The 18453-nt window shown below is 35.5% G+C and carries 13 protein-coding genes; 6 read left to right on the top strand and 7 right to left on the bottom strand.

Going from position 1 to position 18453, the window contains the following annotated elements; translation table 11 throughout:
• The 6 genes from L0M14_RS24055 (at position 1) to dptH (ending at position 12176) form a co-directional block, all read left to right on the top strand.
• Positions 1-345: a hypothetical protein gene (locus L0M14_RS24055; RefSeq protein WP_235119013.1), complete on the top strand. Its 345-nt coding sequence runs from the start codon at positions 1-3 to the stop codon at positions 343-345.
• Positions 342-1856 (top strand): vWA domain-containing protein, encoded by a 1515-nt coding sequence (locus L0M14_RS24050; RefSeq protein WP_235119012.1) that lies wholly within the window; start codon positions 342-344, stop codon positions 1854-1856. Before L0M14_RS24055 ends, L0M14_RS24050 begins: the two co-directional genes overlap by 4 nt.
• Positions 1857-3153: 1297 nt before the next feature.
• Positions 3154-5088 carry a DNA phosphorothioation-dependent restriction protein DptF gene (dptF, locus tag L0M14_RS24045; RefSeq protein WP_260115389.1) on the top strand — a complete coding sequence of 645 codons (1935 nt, stop codon included), beginning with the start codon at positions 3154-3156 and terminating at the stop codon, positions 5086-5088.
• Positions 4998-5435 carry a DNA phosphorothioation-dependent restriction protein DptF gene (gene dptF / locus L0M14_RS31230; RefSeq protein WP_260115388.1) on the top strand — a complete coding sequence of 146 codons (438 nt, stop codon included), beginning with the start codon at positions 4998-5000 and terminating at the stop codon, positions 5433-5435. Before dptF (L0M14_RS24045) ends, dptF (L0M14_RS31230) begins: the two co-directional genes overlap by 91 nt.
• Positions 5432-6808 carry a DNA phosphorothioation-dependent restriction protein DptG gene (gene dptG, locus L0M14_RS24040; protein ID WP_235119011.1) on the top strand — a complete coding sequence of 459 codons (1377 nt, stop codon included), beginning with the start codon at positions 5432-5434 and terminating at the stop codon, positions 6806-6808. Before dptF (L0M14_RS31230) ends, dptG begins: the two co-directional genes overlap by 4 nt.
• Positions 6789-12176, top strand: coding sequence for a DNA phosphorothioation-dependent restriction protein DptH (gene dptH, locus L0M14_RS24035; protein WP_235119010.1), 5388 nt, complete (start codon positions 6789-6791; stop codon positions 12174-12176). Before dptG ends, dptH begins: the two co-directional genes overlap by 20 nt.
• 41 nt (positions 12177-12217) lie before the next feature.
• Here dptH and L0M14_RS24030 read toward each other — a convergent pair whose 3' ends face one another.
• The 7 genes from L0M14_RS24030 to L0M14_RS24000 all read right to left on the bottom strand — a co-directional run bounded on the left by L0M14_RS24030 (position 12218) and on the right by L0M14_RS24000 (position 18438).
• Positions 12218-12583, bottom strand: a complete 366-nt coding sequence (locus L0M14_RS24030) for a hypothetical protein (protein ID WP_235119009.1) — start codon at positions 12581-12583, stop codon at positions 12218-12220.
• Positions 12584-12592: 9 nt separating this feature from the next.
• Positions 12593-14599: a DNA sulfur modification protein DndD gene (dndD, locus tag L0M14_RS24025; RefSeq protein ID WP_235119008.1), complete on the bottom strand. Its 2007-nt coding sequence runs from the start codon at positions 14597-14599 to the stop codon at positions 12593-12595.
• Between the two features lie 10 nt (positions 14600-14609).
• The gene (locus tag L0M14_RS24020; protein WP_235119007.1) at positions 14610-14807 is read right to left on the bottom strand and encodes a DNA modification system-associated small protein; all 198 of its coding nucleotides are present in this window, start codon (positions 14805-14807) and stop codon (positions 14610-14612) included.
• 135 nt (positions 14808-14942) lie between these two features.
• Complete coding sequence (locus tag L0M14_RS24015; protein ID WP_235119006.1) at positions 14943-16061, bottom strand: cysteine desulfurase family protein; 1119 nt, start codon at positions 16059-16061, stop codon at positions 14943-14945.
• A gap of 11 nt (positions 16062-16072) precedes the next feature.
• A complete protein-coding gene (dndE, locus tag L0M14_RS24010) occupies positions 16073-16444 on the bottom strand; it encodes a DNA sulfur modification protein DndE (RefSeq protein WP_235119005.1) in 372 nt (123 codons plus the stop codon).
• Positions 16445-17503, bottom strand: a complete 1059-nt coding sequence (locus L0M14_RS24005) for a hypothetical protein (protein ID WP_235119004.1) — start codon at positions 17501-17503, stop codon at positions 16445-16447.
• Between the two features lie 410 nt (positions 17504-17913).
• Positions 17914-18438 (bottom strand): ATP-binding protein, encoded by a 525-nt coding sequence (locus L0M14_RS24000; RefSeq protein ID WP_235119003.1) that lies wholly within the window; start codon positions 18436-18438, stop codon positions 17914-17916.
• Between the last annotated feature and the right edge of the window lie 15 nt (positions 18439-18453).

Genomic DNA, 18453 nt, shown 5'->3' with positions numbered 1-18453 from the left:
ATGAGCAAAAAACGAACTGAAAGCATCGATGTTGCTACTAAAAATTATATAGAAGCCCAAGAATACATTAACAAACACCCCATGTTTTCACCACTTGCCGCGCATGCTTATTTCTATCGCCAGGAGGGAAGCGATAATCTTTGTCCGGATGGAGGCTGGGCAGTTGTCACCATAGAAGGTTCCATTCACGTCCACCCAAAGAGGCGTGCAGAGGTGGATGAGTGGATTTATGTGATTGCGCATTGCCTGCTTCATTTGGGTTTTGGACATTTCAAAAAAAAGAAAATAAAGTGTACTGGAATTTGGCTTGTGACGTGTATGTTTCAAAGTTTCTATATGACATGAAGCTGGGGAAACAACCTCAAGAATTTGGATTTCATGTGGACATCCCAGTGAAAACTGAGGAACAACTCTATGAACAATTCCTTGAAAGAGGGATTCCGGATAGCCTAAAGTATCATGGAACAGCGGGCGAAGGCACTTTAGATATGGTGTTTCATGCGAACGAAAGAAGACGGTACCGAAAAATCAATTGGGAAGAATGTTTTGGAAAAGGATTATCACTGGCTGTAACACAAGCGGTAAAAATCGCTGCAGGTCAAGCAGAGTCTCTCCTTGGACATCATGAAGTGAAGTCACCTGCGCAAAAAGCGAGAAATTGGTTCATTGACCACTACCCCTTACTTGGGGCATTGGCATCTGGTTTTAAATTAATAGAGGAACCGATTATTTGTCAGCGGATGGATATTTCTATTGCAGCTATCGATGTTATCGATAAAGAAATTTACTTAAACCCGGCAGCAGGACTCAGTGAGGAGGAATGCAAATTTGTTATCGCTCACGAACTCCTCCACGCCGGACTTCGACACCACGAACGCTGCCAAGGGAGAGATCATTATTTATGGAATGTTGCTTGTGATTATGTGATTAATCATTGGCTGGTCGAAATGCATGTTGGTGATTTTCCGCAGGTGGGAATTCTACTCGATGATGATATGAAGGGACGGTCGGCAGAGTCGATCTATGATCAAATCGTGACCGACATTCGCACGTATCGAAAACTACAAACGCTTCGTGGGTCTGGAGGCGGGGATATTTTAGATAAAGGGCGAGGTCAATATTGGGACCCAAGAGACGGTACCAATATTGACGAGTTTTGTAAAAACGCACTACAACAAGGACTGATCTATCATCAGGAACTGGGTAGAGGGTTTATTCCAGCAGGACTTATCGAGGAAATCAAGGCGCTGGGCCAACCTCCAATTTCGTGGGACGTAGAACTAGCAAAGTGGTTTGACCAACATTTTTCTCCGATTGAAAAAGTGCGTACTTATGCGAGGGTTAGTCGAAGACAATCGGCTACACCTGATATAGCAAGACCTAAATGGGTTGATCATGGCGGAGAAGAGGACGGGAGAACGTTTGGTGTGGTCTTGGATACATCCGGCTCTATGGATAAAAAGATGCTTGCCAAAGCTCTTGGAGCCATTGCTAGCTATGCATTAGCAAGAGATGTCCCTGCCGCAAGGGTGATTTTTTGTGATGCCGCTGCCTACGACCAAGGTTACATGAAGCCTGAAGATATTGCAGAAAGTATCAAGATAAAAGGCAGAGGCGGAACGGTACTTCAACCGGGAATCGACCTGCTTCAGCGAGCAGAAGATTTTCCCAATAACGGACCTATACTAATGATTACAGACGGTTACTGCGATAAGGTGTATGTAAAAGGGAGCATGCTTATATTCTTCCTAAGGGTCATCATCTGCCGTTTGTGCCGAAAGGGCCTGTTTTTAGATTTGAATAATGTTAAAGAACTAGGATTGTTGATCATGAAACCTTACCAAAGGGAGGTTTAAGTTATGATAAAGAGACTTACTGATTGGAAATTTTACGTGTTGTTTGTATTAATAATGGCATGTAATCAGCTATCAACAAAAATAAATATGATTAGTAACTTTTCCATGTTTATGTTACTTACTGTTATGGGGTTATGTTGTTTTGTATTTGCGATTTATTATGCGTACTCGAAAGGCTTTGAAGATGCATACACAGTGAAACACGGAAGATAGTATTATTAATATTACTTTCAACTTCCCGCCCTGTTCCAAAGCAGGGAAATAGACCTATTTGTCGAATTTATTTGTTTGTAACAATAACTATGATAGATAATAATATCTTCATTTTTAAGCATTCTTAACATAATTAATGTTGTATTAGCAAATCAACAGCTGACTTAGTATTTAAATGTGATGTAGATGTCCAAACGGATCTACAGGAACCGAATTCATATCGTGAATCTATGATGGAACAGTTACAGGCATGATTGGATTTATATTAGTGATTAATAGGAAGTGACCATTCTAACGTAAGTAAGGAATGGTTTTTTCGTCTAAAGTGTTTATTCACTGCAAATGTACGATTGTCGTATTAATATGATCAGAATAGAGGAAGATTGAGTTGAAGGAATTATATCAATGTCATCCACAATCTTTCTTAGTTTGCATGAAAAGTTTTAACAAGTTCTCCTAACTAAAGAAGTACTTGTGGCACCGCGGTTATCTGTAGACAGAAGTGGCTTCATCAAGTTTGCAAATAATAAGGATATGTATGGAAGTTGATGTTCAAAGCATTGAGAGCCTAGCGATCAAGTAATCTGCAATCAAGTTTTTTTAGCAAGGAAAAAATATTCCATCAGGGCAGTCATTTTGACTAATGTAACAAATCATGTCGGAGGAAGGCAGTAGTTACTTAACCCAAGCGATGCTATCTCCTGCTATGGTGACATGTTTTCATCGCGCTATTGAGGACTGAGGCAGAGAATCGTTCGAGAATATGAATTAGATCCAAGCCAATTTGTTGCTTCCTCAAAGGGAGAGTACGTAAGTGAACTTCTAAGTCACTGACACTAGGCTAAAGAACGGGAATTTTGTATACGAAACATTCGCTTAACGGGAAGTATGTGGAGTTATCCGCTCGAATTATGTTTTATTCATATTTTTGTTTGTGCTTTGGTTACTTACGAAAGGAGGGGGAAACTACAGATTTGTCGAATATTATCAAATTAACTAATAATCAAGAGACTAGATATTATTGGATTATATTAATTATCAAGCCAAAATATTTAATTGATTGTATGACTCGGAGGGGAATCAATTGAACAAGACATTTCTTCAGTTTATAGAGAGCCTGTCACCTTCTGCTTATCATCATGCCAGTGTCATGGAACAAGTAATATTCCAGGACCCCGGGCTAGCATTGGTGAAATCTAGAAATTTCTTGGAGGAGATTATTAAGTCGATTTTTTCGTTCGAACAACTGAATGAACGAGAGAGTTATGGTAAAACTTTATTTGATCAAGTTTCATACTTGTCGAGTGAAGGATATTTAACAAAAGAATTGCAATATGCAATACATAGTTTAAGGAAACTTGGCAATAGAGGTGCTCATGAGACCGTGGTTGAATTGGAAGAGCCTCTTAAAGCACATAAGCTTATGTATGAAATTGCAGTATGGTTTTATGAATTATATTCTTCGGAAGAAGACGAAAAACTAGCTTACAACCAGCCAAAGCCTCATGATTATTTAGATGAAAGAATAAACCAACAAATCAATAAGCTACTGGGGCAGTTAAATTTAAGTGGGAATAGTGATCAAGTAATAAAACAAGAAGGAACAATAGACATAACTGAGAAGTCTCCATCAATTGTTCTGGATTTGAATAAGGGGGAAAGCTATCTAATTCGAGAATTGAGACGGTTGCAAGACTCGTCTCGGGAAGCCATCGAGAGTGCGAATGAGTTCTCTTCATTTAAGAATTATTTACACGTTGATAGAAAAGTTCAGCGGGATTTAGTAAGTATTTTGAAAAAAAAGCAGGAAAGTACGGAATCAAATCTCGTGTTGATTTGTGGAAGTGTTGGTGATGGAAAGTCTCATTTGTTGGCATACCTTAAATCTAGTCATCCGGAGTTAGTGCAGAATTATTCAATTATTAACGATGCGACGGAGAGTTACTCCCCTACAATGAATGCTTTAGAAACGTTAAAGCAGTCGTTAAGTGGTTTTTCTGATGAGCAACTGGAAGGTTCATGTCAAAGAACATTGCTAGCAATTAATATGGGCGTATTGCATAACTTCATTCAAGCGGATGAAAATAATAAATTTTATTTATTGAAGAAGTTTATAGATGAAAGTGGCGTTTTTTCTCACAAGAGAATCCAACATATTTCTGGACAACATTTTGATTTAATTTGCATTGGAGATTATCATCCATATGAACTTACAGCGAATGGGGTGCAATCTGAGTTTTATTCAGGTTTAGTTAATAAGGTTTTTGAAAACCAACCAGAAAATCCTTTTATTCAAGCCTATGAAGTAGATAAAAAAAATAATATTTATACCGCGACTCACTTTAACTTTGAATTCATGAGAGAACTACAAGTTCAGCAAACAGTAATTAAGTTATTGATTGAATGCATTATTAAATTTAAACTCGTAGTTTCGGCCAGATCATTTTTGAATTTCCTGGTTGATATCTTAGTTGTTGATGATAACTCGCCATATGAATTACTTGATGAATTTTATAAGTTAGATCATTCCATACCAATGTTATTATTTAATCGTCCAGAACGTTCATTTATTTTAAGACATATGGCACTTCTGAATCCTTATACTACTAAGCGTCTAAAAGAAATCGATCAATTGACGATTAACCTTAATATGCTTAGCGATAGTGAAGAAGTTGTTAAGGCTCATGTATTGTATCCTAAGGGAAGAGAACTTCTTTCTGTGTTAATGAAAGACACGGAGCTTGAGCACGAACCGTTTTTGAAGTTCGCAGAAGCAGTGATACTTACGTCATATATAACCAATACGGATTTTTACTATAGCATTAGTATTAGTGACCCAATGTATGAGCAATATTTATGGCGCTTATATGGCTTCAATACGTATAATCCAGAGACAGTGAAAGGATCTATACGGAAGTTAAAGACAGTGTGTTTAAATGGAAGGGGTCCCCAAGAAAGGATTATATTTACTTATCTGATGAACATACGAAATTTAGGCTTGCACAGAAGTTGGATTTAAAACCTGAGCTAAAACATATTCAAGATGAAAAACAAAATGGAACAAAACTTGAGAATTTTAGTGATAAATTAATAGTCGCATACAAATTAGCTGATTCAAATTCAACTGCAAATCTTGAAATTGATTATTCATTGTTCGAGCTTTTAACGAGAATTAAGAATGGTTATGTTCCTAATAAGGAGGACCAAGAAGATGCATTGAAATTTTTGGATTTTGTAGAGAAGCTAATGGGAAGCGGCATGAAAAACAAAGAACTACTTATTCATCTGGAGAGTGAGAATAAGTTATTTTCATTATCAAAGGATGATTTCCATGGATATGTATTTGAGAAGGAGAGAACGATATGAACTACGCACTGATGGTTGAAGATCTACAGATGTTGAATAAAAGCTCTCATCAGACTGGGAAGGATATCGATAGTTTGCTACCATTTACAACGCATACATTCAAGGAGTTGCGTAAAAATTTCTACAAGCTAACAGGCGATATCGTGCGTAACATATGTCAAGTGAAATGGCGAGATGTTCAAGTCAAGGATGAGTTTGAAGTTAACCCATTAATCAAATCGCTTAAACAAGAGATGCGTTTTGAATTTGAACTAGAAACGGAAATTGAACGGTTTTTACAGGACTACCTATATGGGGCTTCTGGAGAAATTATCATAACACATCCATATCTCTTTAATTATTCGGAGTCCCCAGACAAAAAGGAGTACAGAAAGATTTCTAAGTTTACAGCTGAAATATTAGTTGGGGACAATGAAGAAGTGCGTAATATTTTTTTGAATAAGAAAACAGATAATATTTTAGATGAGCTTGTGCTAGATAAGTTGAATCTATCGTTTAATAGTGAAGATAATGACTATACTAATAAGTTACCTGTCATCAGTGAGTTGTATTGTGATGATTTATTATATCTTAGTAAGCATAAGGATTATTTTCTTAATGCATTTCCAATGATAACGAGATTTTATATATTTATGTATGTATGCCAGTTAATACTGAAATTTGATAGGTTCTATGAAGCAGATTATGAAAAATTAACCGCTATCTACTTTGCGCTAGATTGGGAAGTTGGAGTGGGAAAACGTAGAGAAGCAACCAATGAATTAGAAGGGTATAAACGAATTAAGGATAAGGCAAAGTATCTGTTTGTACATATGAATACATTGGCACAATTGAACAGATTTGAAGCAAATAAGTATGAGGGAAAATATAGATTCCTGCACTATAAAGAAATTTTAGAGCAGATTAACGAGCTTGAGATAGAGAAAAAAACAGAGTATCTAGCAAGCTTGCAAAGATGGATTCAGGAATATCAAACGATTTTCAGTACAAAAGTATCTGAGAAAGATATTCCAAAGACTATTGAAGAAGCTATTAAAACATTGTTTAAAAGCAATACTGAAGGAATCGTAGAAGGTGCGGCGAAGAAATTCGGTGATTATATTGAAGACTTGGGAGGAAATGAATTTCTTAAGTTCAGAGGAAAAGTAGGAACGACGATGAACTTGACTAAAGAGATGTTGTTAATGCTGGCGGGTGTGTGTATCAGAGATACCAGAATTCCGCTAAATCAACTCTTTGAAGAATTTAATAAGAGAGGTATAAAATTAGATCGGATCTCTAAGAAAATTGTAATTGAGTTGCTAGATAGTCTTAATTTTATTGATAAAAAAAGTGATAGTGGGGATGCGCAATATGTCAAACCAATTTTATAGCTATATTACGGACTTATTGCTGGACTTCTTTAAATATTCGAGTATAAAGCAAGGAGACAGATTCTATCTACAAGTCGATAAGGATGAGGATGTTAACCATCTCGTTAGAAGATTTAATGATATGGTAGGAGTTCAGCCATTTACTTATACTCATGAGCAAGGAACTGCATATTCAACTATATGCTTTGAATTGCAAAATGTAAAACTTGTTATTGCGAACACTTCAAATGAGGTTAATCCCGATTTTCTTGTAACGCTTCGTAACCAGGTAGGCGAACAGCAGGGAGAATGGTCAGGGGCTGCCTTATTTAGCATTGTGTCTAGGCCGCTAGACTCCATATCAGGTGGTAGTAGTGATTTACAAAAAGATGGTATGCCGCTGCATCCAAAGATGTTCGTAGGCAAATTAAAACAGGAAATCGAACAGAAGATTAACTCTAAAGTTGATCAAATAATATTAAATGAACGGATGGTTCAGATTATGTCGGAACTATCTTTTCAACAAGTAACATTTTTTGATTTTGAGGAGATTTTCTCAGCAATTTCTAAAGGTGGGATTGAAAAGAACGATTACCCTGATTTCGGTTTGTTTTACGATTCTGATTTAAGCAGTTACAAAGGAACGCAAATTAAAAATAGACTGGATCTTAACCGTGAATTATTTGATTTCGTTCAAAAGTACCACGACTTGAACTATGAAGAAGAAATATTGGAGAAGAAGATTTCGTTAAAACATCTTAAGGACTTGAAAGAGCCCGAACTATGGAAGATAACTGACTTTACTGACGTCAAAAAAGGTTTACAAGCAGCAGAAGAAGAAAGTAAAAATTCTAAGGTTGAGCTTGCAGAATTAAAAACAGGGAATAATTTACTCTTCTGGAATCGACCTCAGAAAGATTCCACAGCTGGTAATCGAAAAAGACAGATCATAGTCTTTAATCCAGATAACCTTGAAGAAGTTAGCTTGATTGCAAATTTCGACTTAGGTGGAAAGATCAAATCACTTAACGACAATTTCGTTTCAGTTGATAAAAAAACTAAAACATTCGTCACTACTCGATCTGGAAAAGTTAATTTGACCATTAACATAAACACTATTCCAAATGAGCCATTATTCACTAGGGTCAATTATAAACATGATAATAAAGTGGCTTTAGGATGTGAGCTGTTTATTGCGGTTCTACCTATGAGTCCAGAAGATTTTAAAGATTTTGAAACTAATTTTAGTGTTGATCCTGCTAGAGGTTCAATTATTACTAATATGGAAAGTGATTACAAAAAAATTGGCGATGGTAGTTTTTCAGAGGAAATCGTTGAAGTAAATGAAATGAACCAAGTTATTCATATTAACAAAGAGAAAGCGTATAAATTACAGTTGCAGAGTGATTCTTATAATGATGAGAATGAGATGGATGTTAAGCTTGTATATGGAAATTCAAATGTGACGGTTCCCATTACGTTCCGTAATGAATTTCCTGAAACGGTTCCAATTCATTCATTCCGAGTCTGGAAGTTGAAACGAGAAGAAGAACGTTCGTTTCAACGAGTACAAAATAGCAGCAAACTAATATTCGGGAATAGAGAATTTTATGCGAATCATGAATATTGTACGTATTTAGATTGGGAACAAGAATGGGTGGAACAGGGACTGCTTTCTGCAAGAATAGATTCCGACATATTGATTCCAAATGAAATAAAAATAAGTGTAGAGCTTCGAGAGGCATATAACAGATTTGTTAATCGTTTTAGAATAATAAATAATATTCCAAGCCTTACTTTCTATGACGAGTCTATTTATCACTGGGCAGTAGAATATATAAAGGCATATGTGAATGAGATCGAAAGTTTCACTAACGGAGTTGCCGCGGGCCGAAAAGGGACAGATCTGTTTAAGCTCGGTGTATTATATACGCTTGATGAAATACTATTCAGCCCATTCCACCCAATTAATGTGGCTTATCAGCTTGAACTTATAAATTCTTTAGGAGCAGAACATATAGAGAATGCTGTACTATCGCGTTTACGTCCAGAAAGCTTGGTTCCTTTCATATACGTGAACACTGGGGTGGATCGACTTTATAAATCAGATGTCCAGGCAATTGCTACAGAATGGATGGCTTACAAGCCAGTACAGAAAGTTAGCGTCACGGACGCAAATAAATACTTGTCTAATATCGTTAAAGATAAGTTGCAGCAATTTGAAGAGCATTTCGCATACTTGTTTAACTCGAAGAATAAGTCCCCGGTCAAAATAAATGTTATTAGTATTGAGAATGACCTTGAGGTTGTTCGAGGTATATTGTCATGGATGATTGATCAATTAAACAAAAAATCGAGAAAAGAAATAAAACCGATCGAGGTAACGATATACAGGGATAATAATTTTATTAGTGCATTTGATTTACTAAGTAAAGCACATGATACAGAAGAGTTTAATAGGTTGTTCAATCTTAAGATCGATAATGTAGAAGATATAAACTCAATTGATGTATTACGTATGATCCACCGGTCAGTGGTCTTTTATAAGAAAGAATTAAGTAATGAGTTTGAATATGCTCATATTTCATACTATAGAATGAATATGCAAGAGAAATTTGCGATTCAACCTATGAAGGATATGACTACAGGGATCGCATTGAAGGGGTTATATTCCTCAGTTCCTTCGATGAAAGGCTCGGAAAACTTCAGAAGTGGGTTTGGAATGAGAAATATCGAAGAAACGCACCAGGAGTTATTAATAAAAGTGGCGACTTCGGTAAATGAACTCGCAGCTAACTTGAAGAATGAAGGCAACGATTCATATCACAAAGGGGAGGCTATCTATTCACGAACTACTGCAGCAGAGGAAGTTTATTTAAATGAAATTTTCTCAGCCTCCCATTGGGTTACATTTATAGATTCTAATCTTGATTTGGAGTATTTCAATAACCTCAGTGAAAACCTGGTAGTGATTCACTATAATGATCAATACTCTTCGTCTAATAAGTACGATGCGATTACTGTAACCAATAAGTCAGAGCAGTATTTCGCTGTAATTAAAGAGTTTTTAAAGAGTAAAGAAGTAGAATCTACTGATGCAACCGCTATTAATACAATAAAAGCTTTCAACACATTTAATGGAGAGTGGCTTTTACGAATTGTAGGAAGTAAGGGACATTATTCGCGGGAAAAATTGAGTATCCTTTCTGCTATCAAATTCGCGCTGGCCTATTTTGATCACCCTAATATCAAATGGGTCCCTATATCCCTAGAAGAAATACTTAGGGTGGCTGGAAGTGTAAGTTTGAATAAATCGGAAGGTATATTCACAACCAAAAATCTGGGATTCAAAGGCTCCCATAGTGATGATCTGTTATTGATGGGGATCGAAGAACGGGAAGAAAAATTGTTGGTACATATTTTTCCTATTGAAGTGAAAATTGGGGTGAATTCTAAGCCGGTAATGGATAAGGCTAAAATTCAAGTTACGAAAACGAAGAAGTTATTTCGAGAGGCTTTATGTAATAAGGAGAAGCCTTTTACATCGAAATTTTATCGATACTTTTTTGCCCAGCTCTATTTAGTTAATGCGGCCAAGTTGCATTCTAGTGGGTTTTGGCCCCAAAAGGATTACAGGATAAGCGACTCCATTATTAGTAAATTAATAAGTAATAAGATGGTGATATCCTTTAAAACGGATCGGCTATTGGGAGATGGAGCAGTACTTTCATTCCAAACTAATGCACATATTCGTGAATCTGAATTATCCGAAGGGGTAACCTATGTAAACTTGCCTGAATCCGATGGTTATAACGGACTAACTAAATCAATGAATGAAATGTATGAGTGGATTCAAACAAAACCTAATGACTTCGTGAAAGAGTCAATGCTATCGTATAGTTATCATGCTGATGGAGAATGTGACATTGACTGTCTAGAGGGAGTGAATACGATTGCTTTGAACAAAGCCCTCATAGCTTCTGAGCCTCCTGAACAAAGGGAGGTTTTAACGGATGCGAGTTCAAAGTACTTGGTCAATGAATATTATTTTGAAGAGCTTAAAGGTAAAGGAAAACAAAATGAATGTCCTAAGAATGATCAGACTCTTCTGGTTAAAGATGACCTAAATTTGCTTGTAGAGCCAAAATCGTTGATAGTAACTGAAGAGCAAGCATCTTTGGATGAATTTAATGGCCAACATGGTAACAATGAGAAATCGAATGGTGAAACTGACATTACACAAGTAATGACAAATAATGGGGCGTCTATTGAGAAAATAAGGGTGTTAATTGGAAAGGCTGAGAACAGTAATAGAGATATTTACTGGGAATACGGAAATATAGGGTTAGCAAATAGGCATTTGCTAATATCAGGAAAATCTGGCCAAGGCAAAACCTATTTCATGCAATGTTTGTTATTAGAACTAGCTAAGCAACAAGTCTCCAGTATTGTGGTTGACTACACAGAAGGATTCCTGCCAAATCAGCTGGAACCGGAATTTGTTGACCACTTAGGGTCTAAACTGAAGCAGAGAATCGTATATACTGATAAGTTTCCGATTAATCCATTCAGACGTAATGTAAGGGATATTGGAGGATTAACACTTCCAGAATCTGATACCGATGTTGCAGAAAGAGTTAAAAGTGTATTCTCAAGCGTATATCGAACCTTAGGTATCCAGCAACAGAATGTAATCTATGATGCAGTATTACGAGGTATGCAAACATATGATCGAGAGATGAATCTGGATCACTTAAGACATTTGCTTGAAGAAGAAGGAAGTAACTACGCTAAGACAGCTCTATCCCAAATTCGTCCTTTTATCGATCGCCAGGTGTTTTCTAAGGATACATTAATGAACTGGGGGGATATTTTATCGGATAGAGGAACAGTATATATAATTCAGTTGACAGGATACCCAAGGGAAATCCAACTGATGATTACTGAATTTATATTATGGGATCTGTGGAACTTTACACTCAGGTTCGGAGAAAAGACGACTCCAATTCCAGTTATTCTAGATGAGGCTCAGAATCTGGATCATACGGAACAGTCACCCTCATCCAAAATTTTGACTGAAGGTAGGAAGTTTGGGTGGTCAGGGTGGTATGCTACTCAATTCTTAAAATCGCAGCTTAGCAGCGATGAATTGGCCAGATTACAGAACGCTTCCCAAAAGATATACTTTGCTCAACCTGAGCAAGAATTAAGTTATATTGCCTCTAATCTATCGAGTGATTCGGCTGAGAGAAAACGGTATGAAACAAAGATATCTAGTCTGAGAAAAGGGCAATGCTTAGTTCACGGACCTATACTCACTGATAGTGGAGAACTAACTGGTCAAACCGTCACTACAGTTAATATTACGCCTTTAAAAGAACGTATTTAATTAAATGAAGGTGGCACATCTAAATCGATGTGCCACTTTTTTTAACTTAAAAGTAGCATCTTTAGGTCGTCTAGAGAATTTCGTTCATTGTATAATTTTTCGAACATCAATAATCCGCTTTCAATTGATTTTAACATTTCTTGTGACAATTCAGAGGAGTCTATATCTTTTTTACATTTGTTAATTATTAGGTGTTTGAAAAGTAATAGATCTTCCTCACTGAATACATCTGGAATTTCCCACCCCTTTTCTGTAAGAGTGCCTATTGGATGGGTATCATAATCAGACGTAAATCCTCTAGCAAAGGCAAGCTTGAGGACTTGGGGACGGGACATTGACAAGTACGCGGCAAAATTATCGAGTATCTGTTTTCCGTAAGCGCTGAGTACCATTCTTTTACCTGACATGAAGCTCTATCACCTCTTTAAATCAAAATAACCATCTCGAATAAGTGTATACTTAAGTTTATCGTTATACTCAAGAACATATTGTCTAAATGAATTCTGTGTAATCGAATCAATATAATCCTTAGTAATTTCGGTATCAGTCGATAATATAATAACTTGATCACTTAATTCCTTATAATACTTATTAATTAAATGATTTCGATGATAGCTATCTAATCGACCAAGTGGTGTATCAATTAGCATTGGTAAGGAGAACTTGCTTGATTTAGTAAGTGCCCAAATTAATGCAGATGAGATGATTTGCATTTCACCAGCTGATCGATCATGAACACTGATTTCTTGATTTCGATCATTAAATAATCGAATCGTATATGTATTCACGTCAAATTCAATCCGACCAAACTCATCTTGCTTTCGAATCAATTCAGATAACATCAGCTTGAACTCGTTATGAATAAAAACAGCCTTTAACTTTGTAACTTCCGCTACATACTGATTTAAAAATATAATAGTTGAATTTACTTGTTCAATCTGGGCTCTAAGATCTTCTGTATTGGAATCATTTGATGTTGAACGCGTTAGTAAATTTTCATATTTTGTTTTATCTTCTCGCAATGCAGTAGTTTTATTCTTGAAACTTCTAGCTCTTAGTTCTACCTCCCCTAGCATTTTTGTTAAATTATCGATTTTAGTATTCTCATCCTCTATATCAACAGACTCTGGAGCGTTGCGAATTTCTTCTTCGAACTGATTAATATCGAACTGTAGTTGGGAGATTCGTTGATGAATTCCTTTTAGGTCACTCAAAGGCTTTATAGTAATATTTTTAAGAATATTAAACTGATGTTTATTTAGATCATGAATGATGGTTATTTTCTCTCTGTTTAATTCATCCGCCTTAGAATTCCATATTTCTTCGCCATTCTTCAATAATTGAATCCGTTGTGATTCAGTTAATTGTGGTGATATATCACCATCAAACAGCTTAATTAAAAACTCTTTATATGGAGAGTAAGATGAATTAATAGAATGAAGTCGCTCTCGTTCCTTCTCCTCAAGAGTAATTCGCCCTTTTAATTCCTGAATTGGTTGTGTTAACAAGTGAATGTAAGCTTGCTCATTGAATTTATCATTAAACTCTTTTTGAGCTTGACTCAGATTCACTTCGCATGCGGTCAATTTTTTTAGGATGCTTTCCCTGGATTTAGAATTAAGCTGAATTTTTTCTGCACGAATCTTCTTTAGTTCTTTAATTTCTTCCTCGAGGCCTATTTTTCTTTGATTTACTGCTTTAAGTTTCTGATTTAATTCAACGAGTTCAATTGAAACCCGATTTAGTTCCTGAGTATAGTTTGTAGTTTTCGAACTACCTATAGAGTTCATTAATTTCTTATCCAGGTAGAATTTTGTTTCTTTTAAATCATCAAGTAATGTTTTATATGTTTCAAGACCACTCAGCTTTTGAATTGCAATTTTCAATTCTTCACTGTTTTGACGAAGAATTATTTCCTTTATTTCCTCACCATCAAATATGAAAAATGGAGCAACATGGTAAGGGATTTTACGATCAATGAATCGATTAAAGGTATCGATATTGTTAACCGCAGAACGTTTCCCTACGCTTGACCCAGGTTTGCGGATTGCAATTTCTCTATTCTCATGAACAACCTTTTTGTTATGATCAAAAATCCACTTGACCTTTAATTCCCATTCCTCTAAATTATCATTTTCAACAATCAAAGAAATGTAACATTCACGGCCACCTTCATCAAAAAAGTGATTGTTTATGACATTAGAAAATATCCGTTTATATTCCATTTCGCTAATTCCCCGTTTTCCGAATAGAGCGTAGTGAACGGCCTTTAATATCGTAGTTTTGCCAGCTCCGTTAAGGCCGCCAATAAGAATAATATTTTTATTCTTATCGCTTCTAACTTGGGGAGGGATATCCAAGTTTAACTCTTGATGTCCATAGTAAGTTTTGTAGTTATTTAAAATTAATTTTTTGAGTATCAATTTGTTTCACCTATTGCCCAGATTTTTTGTTATAAAAATTAATTAAGTTAATATAGTCCGTTCTTCTCTCGTTCATTGATTTATTAGAATAATTATTTTCCTCGGCAGAGGCAAGTAATTTACTTATAAGCTCTGTGGATATACCGTGCTGCAAGCAAAGATTTTTAAGTAGTAATTGTTCTTGTTCTTTTAATGAGGAGGAAGTCATATTCAGCCACCTTAAATAATTTGATGATATGTGTAAGTTCAAAAGAGTTTACCTTTTATGTGGGTTCAGCGGAATAATTATCAATAGAACGGAACCATGTTAGTTAATACGATCATTGAGTATTCTAACTTCACACTATAAATTGTTAAAAAAGGATATATCCTCAGTTGTGTTTATAGCTGAAAGTGAAATTCTTAGAGTTTGTCTAATCTCACTTACTGGTAAGCCCATTTCTTGCAAAACATGACTCGGCTTGCTTGAACTACACGCAGAACCTGTAGAGATTGCCAGATAAGGGGCAAGTTTTTTAATAAGTAGCTCATTATTTAATCCTATGAATTGAATACTTAAAATACCTGGAATCTTATTGGAATGATCGTTATTAAATTTTATTTTATCATGAAACTTCTCTTTAAGAAGAATCGTTAACTGCTTTTCAAGGTTCAGCAAATGCTGTACAGTGTTTTTTTGTTTTAGTTTCGCTACTTCTGCTGCTTTGCCTAATCCCACAATATTATGGACAGCTAAGGTACCACTGCGATAATTATTCTCTTGTCCACCCCCATGTAACAAAGGCGTTATCTTTGAATAAATTTCCTTGGTTTGCTTTTTAATGTACGCTACACCAATGCCCTTAGGAGCATGGAGTTTGTGTCCAGATAATGATAAAAAGCGGATACCAGGTATTTTGCTCAATTGAAATTCGACCTTTCCTACGACTTGAGTCGCATCTGTATGAAATAGAATTCCATTCTTGTCGCAATCGGAGGCTATTGTTTCAATAGGATTAAGGCTTCCAACTTCGTTGTTTCCCCAAATGACACTTAATAGAGTTGGCTGTTTTTTTATGGCTAAAATGATATCATCAAGGCTGACTCTGCCCATATTATCAACAGCTAAATACGTTACAGAAATACCTTTCGATTGAAGATAGTTGCAGGTTTCTAAAACGGAAGGATGTTCAACTGAGGAAGTAACAATACTACCGTTATTTTTGTTGTAATAATCTAGGACACCTTTAATAATCATGTTATTGCTTTCTGTCGCACCACTTGTAAACACAATTTCGTCATGTTCACAACCAAGTAAATAGGCAACCTTTTGTCGGGCTTCTTCGACAGCTAATTTGGAATTTGAGGCTAAAGTATAGTATTTGCTCGATGGATTTCCATATTCTTCACGTAAATAAGGCATCATAGCATCTAGTACCTCAGGGTAAATCGCAGTTGTAGCGCTGTTATCCATATAAATCATTTGATTTCCCCCTAGATACTCATCAAGGTTTTAAAGAAGCGTTCACTATTAGTAGCTGTTTTGTACTCCGCATTTAATAAACGAATTCCTCTTTCCAAATGTGCATTAAACAAACCGGGGAAGTATTCGGTGTCTGTAATTTCTCGACGACAGTGTTGAGCGATAAGTGCAAAGTAGACATTGTCATAATTCCCGGTGACAGTTGAACGGTGTAATGTAAGACCGTCGGAATGTTCCTTAGTATTTACCTCAACTTGTTCAGGCTTTCTAAGAGAGAGAGAGACTGCAAATCTTATCAACAAGTTTGGAGTAATACTAGTGGCAGCGTGTAATTGCCTTAGACTTTCGGCTGCATATTTTGAAGTACGTAGATTAAAGTTCAATTAGACCAACTCCAACTCATAAATATCAAAATAATGATCCTGGTTAATATTAATGGACTCCGAGGAAACATTAAACTCTAATGTATAAGATCGTGATAAAAATCTTTTTAAGTCTTTAAATTGGGAGGTGGATATCTCTGAATCAGTAGCTAATACTATGACCTGATCCCCACATCTTGGGAGATAGCTGGTAAGTAGCTCTCTCTTATGATCTTGGTCAAGTCTACCTAGCAATGTGTCAAAGACTAAAGGTAATTTCCAACCTGTTGTTTTAAACATTGCCCAGATAATGGAAAGCATTAGCATTTCTTTTTCGCCTGCAGATAATCGTTCTTTACTCAGTAACTCATGATGATGGAATAATTGCAAATCAAATGTTTCATGAGAGATATATAAACGAGTAATATATTTTTTCTTTCGAAAGAGATTCTGAATCATTTTAATGGCTTCATTTTGTACTTGATCTAATTTCTTACGCATTTGAATCTCTTGGAACCTTTTACTAACCGACAGAATTTTATCAGCAAGTATTAATGAAGTAGCTGACTTACGAAATTGAGAGAGTTTGTTGTTTTCAATTTCAAGTGCGTCGCGGGTCATTTTTAATTGTTCTGTTTTTAGAAGTTCTTCCATTTGTTTTTTTTCAATAATAGCTCTTGTATGTTCAATTTTTTGAGACAAATATTCGATTTCTTGCAGTAAGATTTTAAACTCACTTGAATTATCATTTGTATCTAGTTGTCGTTTTAGTTCTTGAATGCGTTCCAATAAAGCAGCATTCTCTTCATACATATTTATATATGTTTGAATACTTATTTTTTCGAGTAAAAGACGTAATGATTGTAACTCTGTCTTTTGGGCAAAAGATGCTCTGTGTATGATTTGTTTATTGTCTGGTTTAAATTTAGAGATGAGTTTTTCATGCAACTTGGAACTGTTATCATAACCAATATTTATATTAGATTCACTGGATAACTGAGCTAATATTTCCAAAATTGTTTCTTGCGTAATTACCTTTTGAATTTGCTCATATGTTTCAACATTTTGTTCACTGTTCATTTGCAAACAGGCTTCCTGTATAAGCTCACGAACGATGAATAATGGTAATTGGTCAGTAATAAATCCTCTGATTTGATCCTGGTTTTTTTTCGTATGTTTTCAATTCGACTTTGTTCAAGTATCATTTTTTCTCTTGCTTCTTTTTGAATTCCACCATGCATTTCAAAATCATGCTTTTTTAAAATGAGCAGCTCTTGATAATGATTTATTTCTTGGTAATGTTCATTTATTTGCTGACTTAATGATGTAACATCATTTTGATGTGCTAACGCGTTCTTCTTCAAGTCGTTCTTTTGTTGAAGTGTCAATTTGAATTTCTGAGATATTACTATGGTTATTTTTGAATTGAAATAAATCTTTGTCTAGATTGAAAAACAAATCCAAATTAAATAATATTTTTGATGCTTCACTCAGATATTCAGATATACGTCCATCGGAAACAAGGCGTGAGATTTCTTCGCCATCAAATAGACATAACTCAAATAAGCGAGGGGGATCTCTTCACGGAGTCTATTTTGATAATTATCTGTTTCGCGTTCATCTAGAAGGCGACCATCTCTTTTAACAGAAAAAGTCTCATTGATTTTAGTTCCCTTTAAATTCCAAACTCTACTAATTGTATAATGCACGGGTAGAAAATTTTCTACACTTTCATAATCTAAAATAATTTGGTAGTGGCTGTTGTGTTCTTTTCTGGCTTTACGATTAAATAATGATTGAATTTTATTGAAGTAAGCCTCATTTTCAGTCATGAATCCATATGAAATACAACCAAATAAGGCTACACGAATGGATTCAAGTAATGTAGTCTTACCTGCTCCATTTTTCCCACCTATTAAAATAACATTTTGTTCGGAAGAAGTTGAGAAATCAAGCTCATTATTTTGCCCATAATAAGCACCAATATTTCGTAAAAGAATTTTTTTAAATTTCATCTTAAGAACTCCTTG

The organism is Paenibacillus hexagrammi, assembly GCF_021513275.1.
Classification (GTDB): Bacteria; Bacillota; Bacilli; order Paenibacillales; family NBRC-103111; genus Paenibacillus_E; species Paenibacillus_E hexagrammi.
The sequence above is the reverse complement of the archived record's forward strand: the minus strand, read 5'-3'. Positions and strand labels throughout refer to the sequence as shown.